This is a genomic window from Pedobacter sp. WC2501, assembly GCF_052682415.1.
In genome coordinates, this window is the sequence record NZ_JBQZFI010000001.1 from 127,875 (window position 1) to 151,500 (window position 23,626).

Below are 23,626 nucleotides of genomic sequence, written 5' to 3' on the forward strand. Positions count from 1 at the left end.
TTGACCACCTAAGTCACCTGAGTGCATCTAAGTAATCTGTAGGTTTAAACCTCACCGATTTTAAAAACCTGCGAGGTTTGTAACCCATTTATTTTACATTTACCCTTATCCCTGCAGAATGTGTAGTAAACTCTGGTGCATACATACTTTGTAAACTGGTAATCCCATTCGAAAAATTCCCTGCATGCGTAACCCTTAACGGATATTCGAATACATAAGTCCCTTTTGGCATATAACTGATAAAGAAATTGGTTGAAGCATCTTTGGTACTTTCATAATAACCCAAACCATCCTGATATTTATACTGGGAGATCACATTTACGGGTTCGAAACCTGATGAACGCATATCTTTCAAATGGATATATTCCATATCCCTATCGCAGTTAATTTCTATACGCACTTTCAGCAAATCACCTGGTGCCAAAACATTGCTGGTGGTAAGCGGTGTTAACACATCACCTTTATCGCTGGCTTTCTGCATGAATAATTGTTTTTTAATTTTGACCCCGGTGTTGGCCGATGTGATTTTATCCAATTGCTCAAAATATTGCCAGTATAATGCACCCCAGGCTATGGTTTGATTATTATTTTTAACTTCTACCCTGCCCATTTCGGGTTTAACATCCGCACCAGCAATGCTTACTTTCTGATAACCGGTTCCGGCTTCCTTTGTAGCGTTGGCTTGTTGTAGTTCCGCCAATTTCTGACCACCAATGGTGATTTCTGGTTCATTACTTTCACTTAATAAATCGGCACCTTTCATTAATAACGCATAACAGGCAGCTGTAGTAGCTTTTGTGGTTTGCCAATCGTTGGTTTGTTTATTTTTGAGCAACCAGATTTTCATTTCCTCTACCGCTTTGGTATCATTGGCCACCTCATCAAAAGCCTCAATCAACAAAGCCTGCGTTTCAACCGGACTTTGGTACCACCACCAACCTGCTTTTTTAGTAGCCCAATACATGCCCATTTCATCATTCAGTTGAGCAGTTTGGCTTAACAGCGTAATGATTTTTTTTGCTTCTATATTATTGCCGTTTCTATTTAAAACCAAAGCTGCTTGTGCCAGTTGATAAGTATCAAAGGTTTTCCAGTCAGCCACTAATTTTTTGAGGTAAAAATCTTTAGCTTTTGCAAAAGCTGCTGATGTATTTTTTTGATTGGTGTAACTTCTGGCAAACAGGTAATGTAGCGGCAAATAAGCAAAATGTTTTCCTTTCACTTCATTTTTATAATCTTGTACCAATGCTGCATCAAGATAAATAATAGCCTTATTTAGCATTGCATTAAATTTCGGAAAAGCTTTTTCATCAACCATTTTCAGTTTTTTTAACTGGCCCATGCCCAAAACGATGTGTTGGGTAATGTAGCGATCTTCACGCATGCCACTAAACCATGGGAAAGCACCATTATTAAACTGCATTTTTTCTAACTTCTCAAAATTGGCTTTTAACTCATAGGTCATTCTGTTTAAGTCGAAAAGCGTAGCCAAACGTTTTTTACGTTCACTTTCATTATCTGCATTGCGTACCCAGGGAGTTTCTTCTAACAAGATCGATTTCAATTCCTGGTTTTTCTCCAGGTTAGATAGCAATGCTTCGCCGTTATTGGTGTTTTTCCATTGTTCAAAAACCGTTTTAATTTTTGGCGATGAATTAATAATTCCCGTTGCAAAACTATTGGCATAAAAGCGGCTAAAAGTTTGTTCAGCACACTCGTACGGATATTCCATCAAGTAAGGTAAGGCTTGCACCGCATACCAAACCGGATTGGAGGTAAACTCGAAAGTTAAACCTTGGTTGCGTAAGGTTTTTGAGGCTCCTGATTTCTCCAGTTTCTCAAAATCAAAAGTTTTGGTGGTGTTGCCGCGCACATTTATGGGCATACTTTCGGTAACTAACATGGCATTTGCTAAAACCGGAATGGTATTTTCTTCACCATCGCTAAACTTGCCACTTTGCGCCAAAACTTTATAGGTAATGGCACTAATGCCTGATGGAATAATCAATGTCCATTTTAAAACGATATTCCCCTCATTATCTACTTCAAAAGTTTTTTCCGACTTGTCATTTGCACCAAAAATCTGGACCGGTTTTCCTGTTATGGCATCGGTAATCGCTAAACTGGCATTACCTGTCAGTTTTTTACCCGCCAGGTTATTGAGTTTGGCGCTTAATAAAATGGTATCACCCTCACGGAAAAAGCGTGGCGCATTTATGGCAATGGCCAATTGTTTTTGCGTAACCAGCTCATTGGTAATGGATGCCGTTCTTAAATCTTTGGTATGTGCAAAACCCATCATTTTATAGCGGGTTAAACTTTGTGGTATGGTAAATTCGATCTTGATTTCGCCCTTTGCATCGGTTAACAATTGCGGATAAAAAAATGCAAGTTCGTTAAAGTTGGTGCGTGGGGTGATATTTTTGTTTTTAAGTGACTCTATTTCCTCCCGTAGTCTTGTTGACTTATCTTCAGCTGCCATTGGAAAGATCATCTCATCGGCAGATCTGCTGCCATAAATTGCATTGGCCGCAACTGGGGCACTTTGTAAAGTGGCAACACCCCTAATCTGAACAACCGAACCAGTTATACTTTGTTTTTTTTGCGTAGCATAACCAGTCACAACTACCTCGTTTAAAGCCGTACCATCTTCTTTCAGCGTTACATCAACCCGTTTTTTACCACCTATTTTCATAGAATAGCGTTTATAGCCAATAAAAGAAAAATTAAGTGTCTCCCCTGCTTTGGCATCAATAGTATAAATACCGAAAACATTGGTGGTGGTTACTATTTTACCTACGCTAACCTGTACGCCCGGCAGTATTTCGCCCTGACTATCGAATACCGCCCCATAAATTAATTTACCATTTTCCAACTCCGCGAGTTTTTTTAACGCTTCCAGAGATAAGCCTTTTCGTTTGGGCCTTTGTAAATTACTAATGTAGTTCCGGTAACCAGAGTTGTATCCGCCATAATAGTTATAACCAAACAGATTAAGGTTTTCGTAACCCCGGTTAATTACGCTATAACCTCTGTCCTGTCTTAAAAACCATAGGTAACCTGGGTTAGCAACATTATTTACATTGAAATTCCAGTTATAAGAACCATAATTAAAATTGGATTGCAGATTCGTATTCCAGTTCATCTTCCTAAGGTCGTCCAAACTGGCATCGTAAAGTGTAGCCACCATTTCGGCCATTTGCTTTTCTCCCTTGTTATTACTGATCTGCAGTTTCCAGCTTTCCTTTTCACCGGGCTGTAATTTATCGCGAAAGGTTAAAAAGCGGATGTTCAGTTCTTTCTGCGGATCGACAATTTTAACCTGTTGCATGGAGTTGTAAACAGTACCTTGATGCACCATGGTAAACTGTACTGCAAAACCATCCTCGTAATTGGCTTTTGGTTGTATTTTAACAATGGTCTGTTTTGGCGATAAATTGATCCACACTTTTTCGGCAATGCTATCGCGATAATAAACTTCGTAATAAGCCTTGCTGTTCTCTGCCAAACCTGCCAAACGGAATACAGCGCTTTCGTTTGGTTTGGTCACCGTAACTTCTGGTGTAATCCATTCGATGTTTGATTGTATTACTGCAGGCGCTGCATGATAAATCACCAAATATTTATCTACTGTAACTGTATCATTTTGTCCATTTACAGCTGTTAAGCTGATTTTATAATAACCTGGCTTCAGGTCTTTCTGACTAAAACTTAAGTTTCCACGTCCATTTTTGGCACTAAGGTTTTGTTTAAATTCTACTGATTTTACTGGCCATTTAGCTACCTCGAGTTCATTGTTATAGTCATCAGCAGGAAAGTTTTTAATAAAATCTTCCTTGCTCATGGCATAATTTTCGGCATAAAAAGGGCTTTTGTTCATCAGCCTTGATGGCGCCCGCAATAAACTCCACTCTGCTTTAACATCAGCCTTAATGGCTTCATTGTTTAAATTGGTAACCGAAAAGGAGATGCTATCTGTTTTATTGCTCAAATACACAACTTGCTCTGCACTAATATTAAGTGTAATATCTTTCTTTCCAACATTTAGGCTGGTCGTCTTCGAACGGGTTTCGCCATTTAAATCAGTAATATCAGCTACAATTTCGTAGCTATAATTTGCTCTGGTATCCGTAACGTTTGCAAAAAAAGTAATATCGAATTTACCGCCTGCTTTGGTGCTTGTTTTGCCGATGGCTACCTGTTTTCTTTCAGCATACATCCTTGAGCCATAAATAACACTCCGCTGCTCGTAGCTGAGCCTGTAATCATCCATCACTCTCCGGAAAACTTTATAGTTTACCTTCGCGTTGCTCACCGAATAGCCTGAAAAAGAATTGGCCCTACCCTCTACTTTAATGCTATCATTCAGTTTATAGTGTTTGTTGGGTTTATCAAAAACCACTTCGAAAGTAGGCCGCTTATATTCTTCAACTTGTACAGCAATGCGGCCGTATTCAGTTTCAATTTCCATCTGACCGTTCAATATGCCTATTGGAATGGTAAACGAACCTTGAAATGTGCCATAATCGTTACTCATCAATTTCGTTTTGGTAATCTCTTTTCCATTGGCATCATTAAAAGAAATATCAACCGCCTTATTTACGGCGATTTTATTTTTTCCATTCAGGATGTTCAAACACAATCCTTTATAATAAATGGTTTGTCCCGGGCGGTAGATCGGTCTGTCGGTAAATAGAATTACACGTTCTTCATCTTCGTCATCCCGGTAGCTATTATAATTGTTAATGTTGATCTGCAATTCATCCTTACCAAGCTTTAATAATGCGGCACTCATCCCAGATTGGGTTTCGGCGGTACTGGCGTAACCATTCACATCTGTAGTTAACAATTCACCATCAATATATTTACGGGTATTGTAATCGTATCTCCGTTGCCTGATCGTTACGTTTTTTAAAGGCGCACCATTATTCAACTGACTAACAAAATATTCATGATTATCAATATTACGCCTGTTAATAACCGCCATTGCCGTAACCTTAAAATTGATGTTGCTATAAACGGTATCGTTCTGTTTGCGGTTAATGGTCTGGACAATTAAAGTATAACTACCAAAAGGCAATGTCTCAATTTTATCAACTAAACTGTGGGTTTGATAATCGTTGGTTTTAGGCACAGCTACTTCCCACTGCTTAACTATTTTATTCTTCCTTAAAAAAGCTAAAAAATCGGTCTTATTGTTAAACTGTTCATAGTCATTTTTAAATTCGGGCGAACGGTACAACTTCAGCTGTACCGTATCTGTATTTTTGTAGGATAGATATAATTGACTGGGTTGATCGGGCTGTACAAATTCTTTTACTTTAACTGATAAACTACTGCTTTTAATCTCTTCAATTAAATTCCTGGCATTCTGTGCCCCAATGCTTTTTGGAAAGGCATTTATCGCTTTTTCGGCCAAAACAATCGCCGTAATCAGGTTTTGTTTATTGGTATCAACAGGTAATTGTGCATTTTTATGTATGGTAGCCTGCTCGTATAAAATATCAGCATAAACTTCGCTTTGGGTACTTTGCTCAGCCAACTGACTTAAAGCGTTATAGTACAATTCTTGTTTGTCGCCGGTAAAATGCTGTTGTACAAACTTTAACCTTTTTAAATCTACATCTGCGAGTGCTGAATAATTACTGCTGTTCTGGTGAAATCGGATCAGGTTTTTAAATAGCTGCAAAGCCTGCACTTTAAAAGAAGAACTATCGGCCGGTATTTTAATGTTTAAAAATAGCTGTCTGTTACCAAACCAATCAGCATTGCTCATGTCTATTAATTCATCATCATATTGTGTAAGGTTAAGTTGTGTATTGCTAAAAACATCGATGGCACGGTGGGCCAGCAGATCGTATAAAGTAGGTCTAAAGCTTCTGTATTTTTTATCACCTGCCAAAACCGCATCCAAAGTATCTATTTTCGTCTGTTGTAAAATCTGACTGTCTTTTAATGAGAGCAGGTAATATTTTACCGTTTCATCATTCAGTTTTTTAATGTTCCAGGTTTTAATATCATCTCCTATGTCTCCCTGTACCTGCGTACGCTGGTTAATCTGCCAACGGTTCTGTTGCAGGTAGTTCCAATAAGTTTCAGCTAAAAGTGATTGTAAAATGCTTTTTTCAGGCTGTTTGGCTGTATTGATATCTTTTTGCAAATTGATCAAAATCTTATCAAAGGCATTTTCTTCCAGGTAACTTTGAAACATCATCCGGTAAATAACCGATTTAACGAGCAAAGGCGTATTATGCGTTTTACGTGCATACTCATTTATTTTTTCAACCAAAGCAAGTGCATCTTTTGGTTTGGCCTGGTTGGCAATGGAATCGACCCTGTAAAAATCGTTAAGTGTATATTTTTGTTGTGCAGAAACACGTAAGGACAGCAAAATGAGGAGAAAAAATAAGGCGGGGAGGCGTAATGATATATTCATAGGTAGCTTGCGTTTTTAATATAGATGGGCTGAACGCCTAAATTCCATAAGCGGTAGATATTTATCTGATTCTTATACGAATCTAAGTATTAATGAACTAAATGTTACAACCAGCAAACATTAACGTTTTTAACATTCGCGGCATAACATTATCTTTGCCCCATGTCAACACAATTAAAAAATCTATCTGATTTCTCTCATACCACTGTTCCCAGCGGTGCAAACTATAAATTCGGAATTATTGTAGCCGAATGGAATGCTGAAATTACCGGTGCATTATACAATGGTGCGTTAAAAACCTTGTTAGCAAATGGCGTTGCTGAAGAAAATATAATTTCTTTACCTGTACCAGGAAGTTTTGAGTTAACCGGTGGTGCCGAAATTTTATTGAGCAAAAGAAGTGATATTGATGCCGTAATCTGTTTAGGTTGCGTAATTCAGGGTGACACGAAACATTTCGATTTTATTTGCGATGCTGTAGCACAAGGGATAACCAATGTTGGCATTAAATACAGTAAACCGGTTATTTTTGGGGTATTAACTACCAACAATTTAGAGCAGGCACAAGACCGTGCAGGTGGCAAACATGGCAATAAGGGCGATGAAGCTGCAATTACCGCGATTAAAATGGCCGATTTTTCTGCACAGATTTAAACCTGCTTTTTAATAATTATTTGTACCTTAGCGGTTTAAATTTATCAGACCGATGAAAAAAGTAGCCATCTTGTTATTGGCGGTGTTATGCACCATTACCATTTTAGAATCTTGTTCTTCTAAACTTTGTCCTGCCTATGGATCTTATCCAGAAGGTAGACGCAGAAGAAATTAAGCTTCTTAACTACAATCTTCATATTCAGGTCATTTGCAGAACTTTATTCAACTGCAATTGTTATCCTGTAAAATAATATTTATCATATCATGACTTGGGTTAACTTAACTTCAATTGAACAGCTTGATGAAATCAAAAATGCAAGCGGTTTTAACCTTATTTTTAAGCACAGTACACGTTGCTCAATTAGTTTAATGGCTAAAAAGAACTTCGAATTTGATTGGGAAGTCATCCCCGCAGATACAAAACTCTACTTTTTAGATTTAATTAGCTACCGTGATATCTCCAATAAGATCGCCGAAGTTTTTCAGGTAGCCCATCAATCACCGCAGATTTTATTAATTAAAAACGGAGATTGTGTATTGGAAGCCTCGCATAGCGATATTTCTGCAGATGAAGTTGCAGAAGTGATTGCAGCTTAACGATAAAAAGATTTCAGACAAAGGGTATTCAAGCAATTGGATACCTTTTTTGTGGGTTAGTGTTTTCTTTAGAAAAGCAATGTCCGGTGTATTATCGGTTAGTATAGTCCTGCTGTACACTGTACCTTTTTGGCTACCCTTCGACTCCGCTCAGGGTGACAACCAAAAAGCTGCCGTTCCCATCAGGTTTATTACCGTAAGGCCTGTGTTGGAAAAACATCAAACGTTCCTACGGAACGAAAAACGCCTATTCGTTTATATTACTATGAGGCGTCCCGATGGGACGTATAACAATATACATAACAAACATACCGTTACGTGTGCCGCCCCAGAGGGACGCATAATGGGTAGCACAAATAATATTTTATTATTGTTGTCGTTCCGCAGGAACGTTTTGTGAAACAACAATTAATTATTGATCAGATTTCAGTCTGTGAGGACACCAATGTTATTAACTTAGTGTTTTAAATATTTGAAAATCAAATTATTATGTTGATATTTAACTATTAAACAAGTAAAGTAAATGAGTATAATTTCTTCGAATCAAAAATTGGAGCAACATAAAGTGGCTCCTAAAAAAAACATTTGATTTCATTCAGGATAAAAACAGTTTTTCCCAATACCTTAAAGAACCAATCTTTTTTACCCGTAAGCGGAGTTTAAGCTTCCCTGTTGTTGTATCTATCGTATTAAATCTTTTTAAAGAATCTGTAGAGTATAATCTTTCTACAATTTTGCCTAGTTTATCCTCAAAAGCGGTAACAGGTGCAGCTTTTTCTAAGGCTCGATATAAAATATCCATCTCCTTTTTTAAGGATCTGAACAAAATACTGGCAGATTACCACAAACAGAACCCTTCACAACTTTGGAGGGGATATCAATTGATTGCCGGTGATGGCTCTACTGTTGGGTTACCACCTTCCAGGCAGATAAAAGACTTTTTTGGAATCTATTCAGAAAAAGGTGGTAGTGTAAAAAGTTGTTTAGCACAGATTTTTATGTTTTATGATGTTTTTAGTGGGGCAATTCTTTCTAAAAGGATATCAAAGATGGAGAAAACAGAAAAAACACTTTTTGATGCATGCATTGAAGAACTCCCAGGCCGTAAATCCATAGTTATTTTAGACCGGGGGTTTGGATATTTTCATATCTGCAAAAGCCTTTACGCAGTAAAACAGAATTTCTGCATTCGCATAAGCACCGCTCAGTCCTGTTTTGCAAAACGGATAACCCAACAGACTGAAAACGATTTTATAACAGAGTGGGATCCAAGCCCAAATGAAAGAAAATCCTGTTTAAAACATGGGTTAAATACTGAAAAAATCGTTGTTAGGGTTACAAAAATCCAATTGAAAACTGGAGAGATAGAAATACTTGTTTCTTCCTTATTTGATATGAATGATATCTGCACAGAGAATATGAAAGTGCTTTATGGCCTAAGATGGCCTGTAGAAGAAGGCTTTAAAAAACTAAAACCAAAGATGAAACTAGAGCAGTTTGGTTGTCGAAAACCTGATGGAATATTCCAGGAGTTTGAAGCACATATATTTATGATGAATCTGGTAGCTTTATTAGGCATCCAGGCACAGCAGGAGATCGACAAGAACAAAAAAAGAAAACTAAAATATAAATACAATTGGCAAAATGCTTTCAGGTTTGTTAGAAAAGTAATTATCCAAATACTAAATACGCTAAACCCAGAGCATATCATTCAATCTCTTATTAAACTAATAGCATCTTCTAAAATACCCATAAAACCAGACAGAAGCTTTATTAGGGTAACATTTAAAAAGAGGAAAAACAGAGCTCACCAAACATATAAATAGCTTAAGTTAATAGCATTGGTGAGGACACAGACCGAGGACGCGGGGACGCAGAGAAAAAATCAAACGTTCCTATGGAACGAAAAAACCCGTGTTTGTTTATGTTACCCATAAACCGACCCATGGGACGTGCCAATGACCATGCATATTAATTCTATACGCCGTCCCAAAGGGACGCATCATGGGTAGCACAAATAATATTTTATTATATGTGTCGTTCCGTAGGATCGTTTCGTGAAACAACAATTAATTATTGACCAGATTTCGATCTGTGCGGACACAGACCGAGGATGCAGGGACGCAGAGAAAAAATCAAACGTTCCTATGGAACGAAAAAAACCGTGTTTGTTTATGTTACCCATAAACCGTCCCACGGGGACGTGCCAATGCCTATGCATATTAGCTCTATACGCCGTCCCAGAGGGGGCGCCATGGGTAGCACAAATAATGTTTTATTATTGGTGTCGTTCCGCAGGAACGTTTTGTGAAACAACAATTGATTATTGATCAGATTTCGGTCTGTGCGAACACAGACCGAGGGCGCGGGGATACTGAGAAAAAATCAAACGTTCCTATGGAACAAAAAAAATCTTGTTTGTTTATGTTACCCATAAACCGTCCCACGCGGACGTACCAATGCCCATGCATATTAATTCTATACGCCGTCCCAAAGGGACGCATCATGGGTAGCACAAATAATGTTTTATTATTGATGTCATTCCGCAGGAACGTTTTGCGAAACAACAATTGATTATTGATCAGATTTCGGTCTGTGCGGACACAGACCGAGGGTGACAAAAAAAGGTCCCGATTTACATCGCGACCTTCTAAAATTTATAATTGTTATAGCTTAAGCTACCACAGTATTTTCTATTTTCAACACCTTCGAGGTTTTATCTCTGGTTGCTTTGCACAATTCAGGATCCTGAGCAAGTGATTTTCCGTAAGTAGGAATCATCTCTCTGATTTTTGCCTGCCATTCTTCAGTGGCCAGATCTTCAGCAAAACAACGGTTTAACAAGTCGAGCATAATAGAAACTGCTGTTGAAGCTCCAGGAGATGCGCCCAACAAGGCTGCAATAGAACCATCGGCAGCACTTACCACCTCTGTACCAAACTCTAAAACGCCACCTTGTTTTTCATCCTTTTTAATCACCTGAACACGTTGACCCGCATATTCCAATTCCCAATCTTCAAGTTTAGCTGTTGGCAAATATTCTTTTAAGGCTTCCAATCTATCTTCTGGTGATTGTCTTACCTGTTCGATTAAATACTTGGTTAAATCAAGATTGTGTAATCCTGCAGAAATCATTGGACGGATGTTATTGAATTTTATCGATTTTGGTAAATCCAAAAATGATCCGTTTTTAAGGAATTTAGTCGAAAAACCGGCATAAGGACCAAACAATAATGCTTGTTTACCATTAATCATTCTGGTATCTAAATGCGGAACCGACATTGGTGGTGCGCCAACTGCAGCCTTACCATATACTTTAGCGTGGTGCTTTTTAATAATTTCCTCGTTGGTACATTTTAACCATTGTCCACTTACAGGGAAACCACCAAAACCTTTTCCTTCAGGAATATCTGATTTTTCCAATAGCGGCAAAGAACCACCACCTGCACCGATAAACACAAACTTAGCTACACGTTTACGTTTATCTCCACTTTCTAAATCTTTAACTTTCACGATCCAGTTACCGTCCTTGTTTTTTTTAAGATCGCGGATTTCGTGGTTAAAATACATGCTCACATTACTTTGCTCCTTTAAGTTGTTGAACATATCGCGGGTTAAGGTCCCGAAGTTCACATCGGTTCCCAAATCCATTTTGGTTGCAGCAACTTTTTCATTTTTCTTGCGGCCATCCATAATCAATGGCGCCCAGTTTTTTACCTGCTCAGCATCCTCCGTATATTGCATGTCGCTAAAAAGATCACATTGTGTTAATGCGTCATAGCGTTTTTTAAGATATTCCGCATTCTTCTTGCCCCAAACAAAACTCATGTGGGGAATATTGCGGATAAAATTGCAAGGCTCAGAAACCAATCCTTTATTGACCAAGTAAGACCAAAACTGCTTAGATACTTCAAAATGCTCTGCAATCTGCACTGCTTTTTTAATTTCAACTGTACCGTCTTTCTTTTCGGGTGTATAGTTTAATTCACAAAAAGCAGAGTGACCCGTTCCGGCATTATTCCAGGCGTCAGAACTTTCAGCCGCCGCAATATCTAAACGTTCGTAAATTTCTATGCTTAAATTGGGCTCTAATTGTTTTAATAAAACGCCCAGGGTTGCACTCATGATGCCAGCCCCTATTAAAATTACATCAGCGTCAGTTTTACCAACTGTCTTTTTCTTTTTTGTCATCTTAGTTTAAAGGAGTTACAAATTTAGAATGATTTTAAACATACCACGAATTTTAAAGCATTAAATCTTAAAAAATTGCCTAAAAATTAGAAATACTTTCTTTTTTTTGACAACTTCTAATCAAATTTTAATCCAAAACACAGTTCGAATACGAACAAGCAAAAAAAGATAATTGTCCCTTATTAAAAGCGAATTATTAACTTGCTAATCACGCCATACATTCCTTTAAAATATTTGCCATTTTATTTACAAATGACCAAAAAAAATTAAATTTCAATAACGAGTCCAGCCGTTTTACAGACAAAATGAAGAAGAATCTAAAATTCTGATTTTTTTCCAGTCCTAAAATGTTAGTTTTATAAATCTATTTGCTCAAAAAATAACCATGAAGAATTTAGTTTTATTTTGCACTGTCCTATTTTTAGCTGCCTGTTCTGGCGAAAAAACCGATCAGCTTTTACTCGAACTCGACAAAAAGAAACTGGCCGAAAATATCAACTACGATAAGATCACTTTTTATAAATTTGCTAAAATAGCTGTCCGCTCAACTGCTGTTCAGGATACTACCCAGCCCGAGTATCAAAAATTCAGCAAACAGGCGCAAAGCGTGGTTCGAACCTTAAATAAAGTGAACGGGCATGGAAATGAAAACATTTCTGTAATAGACGCCTTAAGATTATATAAAGAATATCGATCGGTTAAACAGTTTGTAAAAGAAACCGACGAGGATGTTTTCCCTCTCTTAACTGCTGGACTTATTGCCATGAATAACGGAGCAAGAACCCCTGTTCCCTTTTTTAAAGATTTTAACAAAGCCTACTATCAAAACATAGAACATGCCATTTTAAGTATGGCTGTATTAACTACAAGAGATTTAGGGCAGCCTTTTGCATTATACGAATGTTCTAAAACCCAGCCCGAGCTACTTGATGATTGCGAAATTAAGACCCTGCTCGAATTTGTCCGCGGCTTTTTATTTTTTGGCAATAACCTATTTTATCTTTCAGAAGATGGTCTTTCCAGAAATATTAAGTGGCTCGATAAAAACGAGAAAATCCCACTACCCTATACCAAAGCATTTTTTGGCTGGAGCCGTTTAAGCGATGAGCAAACCCATGTTGCATTTCATAGCATGAATTATCTTTTTAGAGGTTTCGACCGGATGAGAATGGAGCGAAAAATTGACGAGGAAAGATCGCTTGAAGATTTTGAGGCATTTTTAAACGACATGAATAAACTGGGCATTCAAAACGAACTGGTTTGGGGAATAACCGCCTACCTGAATTTAAAAAAGGAAAGACCAGAACAGTCGTTACCAGCATTAGAAAAGTTAAGCAAAAGCCCGTTATTCTCTAGCAGCGAACGCGAAGCCCTACAACAAACTATAGTTTATGTAAAAGACCGCAAATCAGATAAGGCTTTAACAAATGTGTACGACAAAGCATTTATCGGTAAAATTGCCACCAAATATATGATAACACTCCTATCGAAGATAGATTGGGAAAAACTGATGAAACAGCAGGGCGTTCCTTATACCGAAGAAGTATTTGCAGCTATAGGCAAGTTTAAAGCGCTTTCCAATTCGGTGAGTGAGTATACTCAGCCATCAACGATAGAAAAGGGAAAGAAAGAAATTGGCAAGAAAGGCAGCGAATTGCTCGAAAAAGCTAAAGGATTATGGAATTAATTGCAATCGTCATGATAAGTTAAGAGATTCGTCATTCCCAACTTGATTGGGAATCTTACTACCTTATACATGTTTATAAGATTCCCGCATACGCGAGAATGACGAATACACTAGAAACCTCCCCTATTAATTTTTAAGCTTCGCTTTAAATATTTTTTCCAGTTTCTCTATTTTGGGCTGAATGACTAACCTGCAATAAGGTTCGCTTCCATTTTTATTGAAATAATTCTGGTGATAATTTTCGGCAACATAAAATGGTTTGGCCGCTTCAATAGCAGTAACCACTTTTTTACCGTAAGCATTGGTCTTGTTCAATTCTGCTTTATATTTTTCAGCCAAAGCTTTTTGCTCAGCCGTGTGATAAAAAACAACTGAACGGTATTGCGTACCGCTATCGGCACCCTGACGATTTAGTGTAGTCGGATCGTGGCTTTTCCAAAAAACTTCCAATAAATCATCGTAAGAAATCACCATTGGGTTATAGGTAATCTCTAAAACCTCAGCATGCCCGGTAGCACCAGTGCATACTTCTTCGTAAGTTGGATTGGCTAAAGTACCACCTTCGTAACCCGATTTAACCGAAACCACCCCTTTTAAACGTTGAAATATCGCTTCAGTACACCAAAAGCAACCCATTCCGAAAGTTGCTTTTTCGGTTTTTTTTCCCTGTGCATTGGCCTGGTTTAACGCCAATACAGCCAATAGGATCAAAATTATTCTATTCATGTGTGTGTTTTTATTTATTAGTTGAAAATAATCCCTAAACCTTACAGCTAAATTGAATTATCTACATCTAATTATACGCAAAAAAACAGGCAGTAGTTTGCATCAAACCAATAATGGGTTTTGTATGACAATCGCAACAATTTGTCGATTTCGTTGTTTATGTTAATAACTTAAAATTCTGATTAACAAATTTTTAAACAGCTATTTCACCTGTCAAACACACTTATTAACAATTCTTTTTAAATTCGTATAACATTAAATATAAAATTATGTCTACACCGTATATTCCTTGTTTAGATTTAGGCTCTTACATCAACGGCAACGAAGAAGACCGTAAAAAGTTTTCTGATGAACTGGGCAGGGCTTTTAACGATTCGGGTTTTGTTACCATTACCAACCATGGTTTAAGCCAGGAATTAATTGATAAGCTTTATGAAAATATTAAAGCTGCCTTTTCGCTACCTGTTGAAATCAAAAGGAAATATGAAAAACCAGAGTTAGCTGGTCAACGTGGTTACACCAGTGCCGGCAAAGAAACCGCTAAAGGGGCTAAAACACCAGACCTGAAAGAATTCTGGCAAATTGGTCAGGAAGTAACCGATGGAGATCCGGTTAAAAATGAATATCCTGACAATGAAGTTTTAGAGGAGCTGCCTGAATTTAACAAAGTAACTGGCGACATCTATAAAAAACTGGAAGAAAACGGAACGCATTTATTACGTGCCATTGCTACTTATCTGGAATTACCAATCAATTATTTCGACAAACATGTCCATAATGGAAATTCAATTTTAAGGGGGATCCACTATTTCCCAATTGAAAATCCGGAGACGATTCCTGATGACGCGGTACGTGCAGGTGCACATGAAGACATCAACCTGATTACCTTATTAATTGGTGCCAGCGCTGACGGCCTTGAAGTGTTAACCCGCAGCAACGAGTGGTTACCAATTAAAGCACATCATACTGATATTGTGGTGAACGTGGGTGATATGTTACAGCGTTTAACCAATAATAAATTAAAATCGACGACGCACAGGGTGGTAAATCCACCTCGTGAACTAATGAAAACTTCGCGCTTCTCTGTTCCATTTTTCTTGCATCCACGCAGCGATATGGATTTAACCAGTTTACCATCAACTATTGATGCGGAACATCCTAAAGCTTATAGCGATATGACTGCCGGAGAATATTTGGACGAAAGGTTAAGAGAAATTGGATTGAAGAAATAGTTTGGAGTCGTGAGTCCTCAGTCTTGAGTCTCCAGCGATTTGTAAAGAAAGATCAAAAGCATCGGCTAAAACCGGTGCTTTTTTGTTATTTTCAAAACATGCATTCAACAACTTTAGAAGTTTTCGCCGAGATTGATGGGATTGGTTCTGCCTCAGGCTTGTTCCTTCAGGAAGATTTACTGTATATAATTGGCGATAATAGTGGCTATTTGAACGAATATAATATCAAAACCAAGAAGCTGCGGAAAATTCAGATCTTATTTGATAGCTCACTTAATCAGTTAGAAAATATACCTAAATCCTTAAAACCCGATTTCGAAATCCTTTGTCATAATAACAATAAGCTCTACATTTTAGGTTCTGGCTCAACACCCAAAAGAAACCTGATGATCGAATTTGACCTGAAAACACAAAAGTTTGTTCAAAAAGACCTGACCAGTACCTACACCAAACTTAAAGCTATTGCCAAAATAGATGATCAGAACTTTAACCTCGAAGGGGCAATTTTTACGGGAACCGAGTGGATGCTTTTTAACCGTGGCAACGGAATAGAAGCAAAGAATGGCATATTCAAAACCCAGGGAGCAGATTTAGCTAAAATTTCACAAGCTCAGTTTAACTATTTTAAGCTTCCAAATATTAATCACGTTGAATCGTCTTTTACCGATGCTGCATTGGTAAAAAATGAGATATTTTTTATTGCTACCGCAGAAGATAGCCAATCGACTTATGCCGATGGCGAAATTATGGGAAGTTTTATTGGCAGTATTAATTTACAAAGCCTAAAACTAACTTTTAGCAATAAAATCTCAGGCAAACATAAATTTGAAGGCATTACTTTATTTAGTCAAACCGAGCATACTACAACTTTTTTATTGTGTGAAGATCTTGACACCGAAGAACTTAAAACGGTTATTTATAAATTGGCAATCAATTTTTAGGCAGATGAGTTGTCAACTTTCAGTTTGCCAGAAAGCTTTCAACTCTAAATTCTTTATTTACAAACCGATGTTAACCTATTAATCCTATATTCGAGTTGATCCCTATTGATGATGGCATCCCGCCAATATATTAATTATGCTAAAAGAGATTTATCCAGAAAGTTACCAAGGTTTATTTGCCGTTTTTAATGCCATTCATCCACTTAGTGAGGAATTAAAATCAGCTATTATTAGCAATAGCCATATTGCTCAGGTCAAAAGAAAAACCACGCTGCTAAGTGCGGGTGAAAATAGTAATACCATATATTTCATTGTAGCGGGAGGAGCCAGGGTATACTATCTTAATAAAGATGGCAAACAAACCAATACCTGGTTTTTATTCGAAAATGAACTGTTAATTTCTGTTTATGGTTTCTTCACGGGACAGCCCAGCTTCGAATACATTGAAACCTTGGAAGACACAACCTTAATAGTAGTAAAAAGAGAAAAACTTGACGAAATGTACCTCCAGTTTATGGAGTTTAATTTTATCGGCCGGAAACTCACAGAGTATTATTATATCCGTAACGAGATACAGGCCAACGAACTGCGGATGTTAAGTGCAAAAGAACGTTATGAGCAATTGCTTAAAAGGAGTCCGCAGCTATTTCAAAGGATTTCTTTAGGTCATATTGCTTCCTATTTAGGTATCTCGCAGGAAACGTTGAGTAGAATTAGAAAGTAATTTGTTTTTTGACTTTTATCAAAAGCCAGCAACTGATCAACCACTAGATTTGATAAATAAATTTCAAATCTATGTTAGTTATAATCTTTATCGTATTCGGATGCTGCTTTCTTATTGAAAGAATTAAACCAGGCTGGAAATTACCACACGTATCCACGTGGACCATCAGGGTTTTAGGTGTTAACTTTATACAACTCAGCATTGTTGTATTGGCAGGCTTTACCTGGGAAAAATGGTTGTCTTCAATTTCGTTATTTCATCTATCAAACTATACACCCAACTGGCTTGGTGGAATTATTGCGTACTTTATTGCAACTTTCATCTTTTACTGGTGGCACCGTTGGAGGCATACTGTAGATTTTTTATGGCTAGGTTTTCATCAGATTCACCATAGCCCCCAACGCCTAGAAGTCATTACTTCTTTTTATAAACACCCTTTGGAGATGACTGTAAATTCTATCATTGGAAGCCTTTTAGTTTATACTCTATTAGGTTTAAACCCTGAAGCTGGAGCCATTTACACCCTATGCACTGCATTAGGAGAATTTTTCTATCACACCAATGTGAAAACCCCACAGTGGATCGGTTACATTTTTCAAAGGCCGGAGATGCACCGCATTCACCACGAATATGAAAAACATAGCCATAATTACGGAGATATTGTTTGGTGGGATATGCTATTCGGAACGTATGAAAACCCAAAAGAATTTAAAAGTTCGTGTGGATTCGACAATGAAAAGGAACAACGATTATTTGATATGATCAGGTTTAAAGATGTACATAAACACTGATCGTTTTTTATCATCGACCCTTTGGAATTAAAATGATATATTTATGAGAGTTGTCAACTTTCTAACAAGTGGGTTAGGAAAGTTGACAACCCTGAATTCCCTTAACGCATTTTTATCAAATTAACTCAACCTAAATTATTATTTTCGACAAAAATTAACGATCTATGAACAAACGCTTATTAACGCTCCTAATTGTCCTAGCGGCAGCACAATTTTCTTTCGCTCAGAACAAAAGCATTAAGGATTTATATTGGGATTACTCTCAGATTAGAATGACTGATACCAAAAAGCCAAAAGCTATTCAGATGGCAGAGGATCTGATTAAAAGAACTCCTGAACTTACCAAAACTCAATTGGGCAATGTGAGCTATCATTTAGGAAGGCTTTATGAAGAAACCGGAGAAATAGAAAAGGCAATCCCAAAGTACCAGGAAGCCATTAAAATTACACCAGCTTATTATGTTCCTTACAGGGCCTTAGGGTTTATTTTCGTTAAAAAATGTAATGCCATTGGCGCAAAGATGAACGAAGCGGGAAAAGCGAAAGATTTAAAAGCGCATGGCGAATTTTATGCCCAATATAAAGTCATCGCACTGAAAGCACTACCTTATTTAGAAAAATCACAGGCTTGTGATCCTGATGATGAAACCAGAACAATCATTACTAATTTATACCGGAGCTTAAAGGATAATGCAGCCATTGCTTCGCTTGATGAAAGGCTAAAGAAAAACGCTGCTGATTGCGTGAGTATACTTGATGATGAATATTAAATATCCTAATGGAGAGTTGTCAACTTTCTAGCCAGGTGCTATTAAAGTTGACAACTCCAAATTTCAATTCTTCAACAAACTCCTTACACTAACCTTCGGCACTTCTCCAGCCGGCACAATAAAAATTGCATCATTTTCAATTACCTGTCCTTCATCAAAGTAGTATCCGGCTGTAACCGGAAGAATCGCTGTAGTTGATTTTCCGTCTTTATCTTTTGTAGGATAGGTGACATTAATTAAATGACTTTTCATGCTCACCTGAACCTTTTTTGAAGTTAACCTCGCGCCTGTGGCATTCACACAATCCAATTCTATTATCTTCGAACTATTTATACCCGACAGATCCAATGAATTGGCCAAACGGATGTTAAAAGATTTACCCGTATTGTTTTTTATAGAAGCTAAAATTTTATAGCGGTCGAAATCCTGGTCTTTTATGGTTAACTTTTCTTTATTGATAACAGAATAGGTTACGGCAATTCCGTTTACCTCTACGGTTTCTCCATCTTTAATCTGCTGTGCATTTGCGATTGAAATCACTGCCAAAAAAGGCAGTAAAAAAGTTAATGTTTTAATTAATTTCATAGTATGAAGCTTTTTTTAGGTTTGTGTTCTGAAATTACGAATAAAAATAAACTTGATCAATGATTACAGGTGATTCTATTTCTTCGATTCGTCGATTGCTTTGTTGACCACATCTTGTATCCTACCCCTGATTTTCAGGTTAGAAAGTTTATCGGTAACGGTAGGGTTAACCCGGTTCGACAGAAACACATAAACCAAACCACGTGACGGATCTACCCAAACACAGGTTCCGGTATAACCGGTATGACCATAAGTTTGTGGTGAAGCTAAATTAGAAGGGTAATGTTTGGTACTATCCGGATCCCAACGATCGAAACCCAAACCTCTGCGACTCACATTTGATTGTTTCGAGGTAAACATATCTACTGTTGAGTTTTTAAAATACTCCACCCCACCATAGGTACCACGGTTCAACAGCATCTGGTAAATAATAGCCAGATCGTTAGCGCTGGCAAACAAACCTGCGTGACCTGAAACACCACCAGCCAAAGCTGCCCCCTGATCGTGAACATAGCCAACTAAAAGTGTTTTCCTGAAATAGGTATCCATTTCCGTTGGGATAATCTGCTCTGGTTTAAAACGGTTGCGTGGCAAAAAACCTGCAGTTTGCATGCCTAATGGTTTATAAAAGTTTTCGTAGGCATATTGATTTAAAGGCTCTTCGCTAATATGCTCTACAATATCCTTCATTACATACATGCTGATATCGCTATACACATATTTACCACGTGTTCTTATTGGCGAATTGAGCATTTTTGGCCACATAAAATCTTTAAAAAAGCCTTTTTTGATATAATAGTTATCGGCTACTTTGGTTGGATAAGCTGCCGATGAATCTCTGCTGTAGTCGCCTGTTTTCACATAATCGTGAAAAGGAATGTAAGGGATAAAACCTGCCTGGTGCAACATTACCTCGCGCACCTGGATATTGTTCATTGGGGTTGTACGCGCTTTAGGGATATAAGCACCGATGTTGGTATCTAATTTTAACTTTCCTTCTTCGAACAAACGCATTACCGCAGGTGTGGTCGCCGTTATTTTAGTTACTGAAGCAAGATCAAAAATATCAGTCACCTTATCTGGCACATTGGTATCGTAAGTATGAGTGCCATAAGCTTTGTTAAAGATCACTTTCCCATCTTTCGCTACCAAAACCACCAGTCCTGGTGTAGCTTTCTGCGCGATCGCTTCGGCAGCAATGGCATCGATTTCTTTTAAGTTGTTCGAATTTAAACCTGCATCTTCGGGCACAGTGTACTTTAGGCGGATGGCTGTTGTAGTAAAACCAGAACCGGTAGTATAACGAGAAGAATAAGCAGTAGTTAACTTATTCGAAGCCGCAATGCCACCAAAAATATATTGAGGCACAATGGCAGCAGCATCTGCATTGTTTTGACCGGTCCATACAATTGGCGATTTTACCAGATCGAATGATTTTAAACCCGGTCCGTTACCAAAAAAAGATATAATTACCTGTTTATTTTTACTGATACTGTTAATGAAATTAATGTATCTGGCTTTGTTTACATTTTGATCATCAATAGAAATTAAAATGGTATTGAAATATTTAAGGTCATCTTCTAAATCGTTCAAATTCAAGCTATCTTTATAAGAATCGGCAGAAAATGAGGTGATCTTATCGTATTTATTTGCCAAACTATCGAAAACGGTACTGTAAGCAAAACTCAGGCTGACCGAAGCAATATTTTTCTTCTCTAATGATTTTAAAGGAATAATTCCATCCTGGTTGTTTAACAACACCGTTGCGTTAGAAATCGCATTGGCAACAGCCAGTTTTTTCTCATTCGCTGTATGATCCTGTGCACAAGCCATTAAACATAAAACATTGCAGCAAAATGCTACAGCCAGGATACACAATCTATTTCGCTTCATATACTTTTTCTCCGTTCAAATAGGTTTTTAAGACTTTGGTTTTTAATATGTTATGTGGTGTTGATTTTAAAATATCGTGATCGAGGATAACAAAATCGGCTAATTTCCCTTTCTCCAAACTTCCTTTTTCTTCCTCCTCGAAATTGGCTTTGGCGGCCCAAATGGTCATTCCGCGTAAGGCTTCTTCAGGAGTTAAAGCATTTTCCATCTGAAAGCCGCCTTTCGGAAAGCCTTTTGCATCTGCTCTCACTGTTGCTGCATAAAACGTTAATAATGGATTAATGTTTTCTACCGGGAAATCGGTACCCAAAGGAATCCAACCATTTTGCTTTAATAATTGTTTGTAGGCGTAAGCACTTTTTAACCTTTCGGCACCTAAACGCTGTCCAGCCCAATACATATCGGAAGTGGCATGTGTAGGTTGCACGGAAGGGATAATACTGGCTTTCCCGAACAGGTCAAAGTCTTTAGCGTTAACTACCTGTGCGTGTTCGATGCGCCAACGCTGATCGTTTTTACCTTTTAAAATTTTATTGTAAATATTCAGGATGATGCGGTTGGCCGAATCGCCAATGGCATGGGTACACATCTGGAAATGATTGGCAGCAATTTTTGTAGCTACCTCTTCAAAATGTTTCTGATCGCTTAATAAAAAACCTATTTTATTTGGCATATCGCTGTAAGGATGCAGCAGGCAGGCACCACGCGAACCTAAAGCACCATCGGCATAAACTTTAAAAGCCCGAACATTTAACCGATCGGTTTTAACCGGCCCACGACTGAATAGGTATTTATAATTATCAGGCTCATCAGAGAGCATTACATAGAGTCTCATTTTCAACTTGTTCTCTTTCTGCAATTTTTCGATGAATTCTACAGCCAGGTAACTCAGTCCACAATCATCAATGGTGGTTAAGCCAGCAGCAAAGCAATTTTTCTGCGCGTCGATAAATATTTTTTCGGCCAGTTTAGCATCTGGTGATGGGATTTTACTTTCTACCAGGGCTACAGCGTTATCAATTAACACACCAGTGAGCTTTCCATTTTCGGTAAGCATATCACCACCCACTAATTTCTGTTCACTTTTAATTCCGGCATCATCCAACGCTTTTTGGTTGGCAATGGCTGCGTGCCCATCGATACGGTTTAAAAATACCGGGCGATCAGGAAAAAGTGCGGTTAACTTTTCATTTGTTGGGAAGGCTTTATTGACCCAATCGTTTTGGTCCCAGCCATTGCCAATTAACCAACCATCAGGATGCGTTTTGGCAAAATCAGATAAGCGCTTAAGCACTTCATCCCATGATTTCGTTTCTCTTAAATCAGCTGTCTGCAAACTTTGTCCGTAGCCATAAAAATGGGCATGGGCATCTATAAAACCTGGATAAACAGCTTTACCCCCGGCATTAATCTCTTCTTTGCCAGCATATTTTGACTTGATATCATCACTCGTGCCAAGTTCCAGGATCTTACCATTTTTTACTGCGAATGCCTCAACCGTATCAAATTTACTGTTAACGGTATAAACTTTTGCATTATAAACAATTATATCAACCGCCTCTCTCCTGGAACAAGAAGTGAACAGTATAACTAGAAAAAGACCGTATAAAATGGATTTCATATCGATAAAGATAGAAAATTGGAAGCATTTGACTTTGTAAATTCGATTTTACAGAAGAGTACTATTGCCATGCTGAGCCACGAAACATCTGTAACCGATCAGCACATCTGTTGAATTCTTACTGGCTAATCAACGAATAAACTGACTTTATTTCATCGGCAAAAGATTCTTCACTGCGTTCAGAATGACAGCCAAATCCGTGTTCGGTGTCCTAAACAGGCCATTTAAATAATAACATTTTATTCACTAATAAAACCAAGAAACAAGTCAGGGGGACGACTCTTCGTAATCGGTCAATTCATCACTTTGCTTATGGTAATTGTCCTTACGCTGTGGTCTGTGTCTCCACAGACCACTTTCCTTTCTCTTAGCGTCGCCGCCAAGACTAGCAACAATTATTTTTTTTGCCACGGAGACACAGAAGCACGGAAAATATATCTTGAGTTAATTAAATACCAGTAGGCAAGCAGCAATTTCTTCACTAGGTTCAGAACGACAGGCCTATATAAAATAAACCTGATGGGAACGGCACCTTTTTGGCTGTCACCCTGAGCGGAGTCGAAGGGGAGCCAAAAAGTATAGTATACAGCAGGACTACCGGAACCGATTGACACAGGAACCTGCTTTTCAAAAAAATGCATAAAGAATTAATTCTTTCCTATTATTTATTTTTGCTATTCGTTTTTCAGCATGAAATAGAGATTTCTAAAAAAGTAATTTTTCATCACTTAAAGATCCTTCGACTCCGCTCAGGATGACAACCGCATTTTCAAAACGC

General features: G+C 37.9%; 15 protein-coding genes. 9 read left to right on the forward strand and 6 right to left on the reverse strand.

Annotated features, from left to right (window positions below; genetic code table 11):
* Nucleotides 1-88 precede the first annotated feature (88 nt).
* Nucleotides 89-6,436, reverse strand: coding sequence for an alpha-2-macroglobulin family protein (locus tag ACUN24_RS00650; protein ID WP_445560794.1), 6,348 nt, complete (start codon nt 6,434-6,436; stop codon nt 89-91).
* Between the two features lie 162 nt (nt 6,437-6,598).
* On the opposite strand from ACUN24_RS00650, the gene ribH reads away from it, so the two are divergent.
* The 3 genes from ribH (at nt 6,599) to ACUN24_RS00665 (ending at nt 9,513) form a co-directional block, all read left to right on the forward strand.
* Nucleotides 6,599-7,090 (forward strand): 6,7-dimethyl-8-ribityllumazine synthase, encoded by a 492-nt coding sequence (ribH, locus tag ACUN24_RS00655; RefSeq protein WP_090501043.1) that lies wholly within the window; start codon nt 6,599-6,601, stop codon nt 7,088-7,090.
* 264 nt (nt 7,091-7,354) lie between these two features.
* Nucleotides 7,355-7,687, forward strand: coding sequence for a bacillithiol system redox-active protein YtxJ (ytxJ, locus tag ACUN24_RS00660; RefSeq protein WP_445560795.1), 333 nt, complete (start codon nt 7,355-7,357; stop codon nt 7,685-7,687).
* A 593-nt stretch (nt 7,688-8,280) separates the two neighbouring features.
* Nucleotides 8,281-9,513 carry an IS4 family transposase gene (locus tag ACUN24_RS00665; protein ID WP_445565116.1) on the forward strand — a complete coding sequence of 411 codons (1,233 nt, stop codon included), beginning with the start codon at nt 8,281-8,283 and terminating at the stop codon, nt 9,511-9,513.
* An 847-nt stretch (nt 9,514-10,360) separates the two neighbouring features.
* Here the strand turns inward: ACUN24_RS00665 and ACUN24_RS00670 are convergent.
* Nucleotides 10,361-11,878: a malate:quinone oxidoreductase gene (locus tag ACUN24_RS00670; RefSeq protein ID WP_445560796.1), complete on the reverse strand. Its 1,518-nt coding sequence runs from the start codon at nt 11,876-11,878 to the stop codon at nt 10,361-10,363.
* A 385-nt stretch (nt 11,879-12,263) separates the two neighbouring features.
* On the opposite strand from ACUN24_RS00670, the gene ACUN24_RS00675 reads away from it, so the two are divergent.
* Nucleotides 12,264-13,565, forward strand: coding sequence for a hypothetical protein (locus ACUN24_RS00675; RefSeq protein WP_445560797.1), 1,302 nt, complete (start codon nt 12,264-12,266; stop codon nt 13,563-13,565).
* A gap of 126 nt (nt 13,566-13,691) precedes the next feature.
* Here ACUN24_RS00675 and msrA read toward each other — a convergent pair whose 3' ends face one another.
* Nucleotides 13,692-14,291, reverse strand: coding sequence for a peptide-methionine (S)-S-oxide reductase MsrA (gene msrA, locus ACUN24_RS00680; protein ID WP_445560798.1), 600 nt, complete (start codon nt 14,289-14,291; stop codon nt 13,692-13,694).
* Nucleotides 14,292-14,560: 269 nt separating this feature from the next.
* Here msrA and ACUN24_RS00685 point away from each other — a divergent pair, with 269 nt between their 5' ends.
* The 5 genes from ACUN24_RS00685 to ACUN24_RS00705 all read left to right on the forward strand — a co-directional run bounded on the left by ACUN24_RS00685 (nt 14,561) and on the right by ACUN24_RS00705 (nt 18,749).
* Entirely contained in the window at nt 14,561-15,523 is a 963-nt protein-coding gene (locus tag ACUN24_RS00685; protein ID WP_445560799.1) for an isopenicillin N synthase family dioxygenase, read from the forward strand.
* 98 nt (nt 15,524-15,621) lie between these two features.
* On the forward strand, nt 15,622-16,464 hold the full coding sequence (locus ACUN24_RS00690) for a DUF6929 family protein (protein WP_445560800.1): 843 nt from the start codon (nt 15,622-15,624) through the stop codon (nt 16,462-16,464).
* A 136-nt stretch (nt 16,465-16,600) separates the two neighbouring features.
* Nucleotides 16,601-17,188 carry a Crp/Fnr family transcriptional regulator gene (locus ACUN24_RS00695; RefSeq protein ID WP_445560801.1) on the forward strand — a complete coding sequence of 196 codons (588 nt, stop codon included), beginning with the start codon at nt 16,601-16,603 and terminating at the stop codon, nt 17,186-17,188.
* A gap of 71 nt (nt 17,189-17,259) precedes the next feature.
* Nucleotides 17,260-17,979, forward strand: coding sequence for a sterol desaturase family protein (locus ACUN24_RS00700; protein WP_445560802.1), 720 nt, complete (start codon nt 17,260-17,262; stop codon nt 17,977-17,979).
* A gap of 164 nt (nt 17,980-18,143) precedes the next feature.
* Nucleotides 18,144-18,749: a tetratricopeptide repeat protein gene (locus tag ACUN24_RS00705; RefSeq protein WP_445560803.1), complete on the forward strand. Its 606-nt coding sequence runs from the start codon at nt 18,144-18,146 to the stop codon at nt 18,747-18,749.
* 63 nt (nt 18,750-18,812) lie between these two features.
* Here the strand turns inward: ACUN24_RS00705 and ACUN24_RS00710 are convergent, their stop codons facing one another.
* From ACUN24_RS00710 to ACUN24_RS00720, 3 genes are all read right to left on the reverse strand, one after another.
* Nucleotides 18,813-19,334: a hypothetical protein gene (locus ACUN24_RS00710; protein WP_445560804.1), complete on the reverse strand. Its 522-nt coding sequence runs from the start codon at nt 19,332-19,334 to the stop codon at nt 18,813-18,815.
* 75 nt (nt 19,335-19,409) lie between these two features.
* On the reverse strand, nt 19,410-21,227 hold the full coding sequence (locus ACUN24_RS00715) for a serine hydrolase domain-containing protein (RefSeq protein WP_445560805.1): 1,818 nt from the start codon (nt 21,225-21,227) through the stop codon (nt 19,410-19,412).
* Complete coding sequence (locus tag ACUN24_RS00720; protein WP_445560806.1) at nt 21,214-22,848, reverse strand: amidohydrolase; 1,635 nt, start codon at nt 22,846-22,848, stop codon at nt 21,214-21,216. Before ACUN24_RS00720 ends, ACUN24_RS00715 begins: the two co-directional genes overlap by 14 nt.
* Nucleotides 22,849-23,626 lie beyond the last annotated feature (778 nt).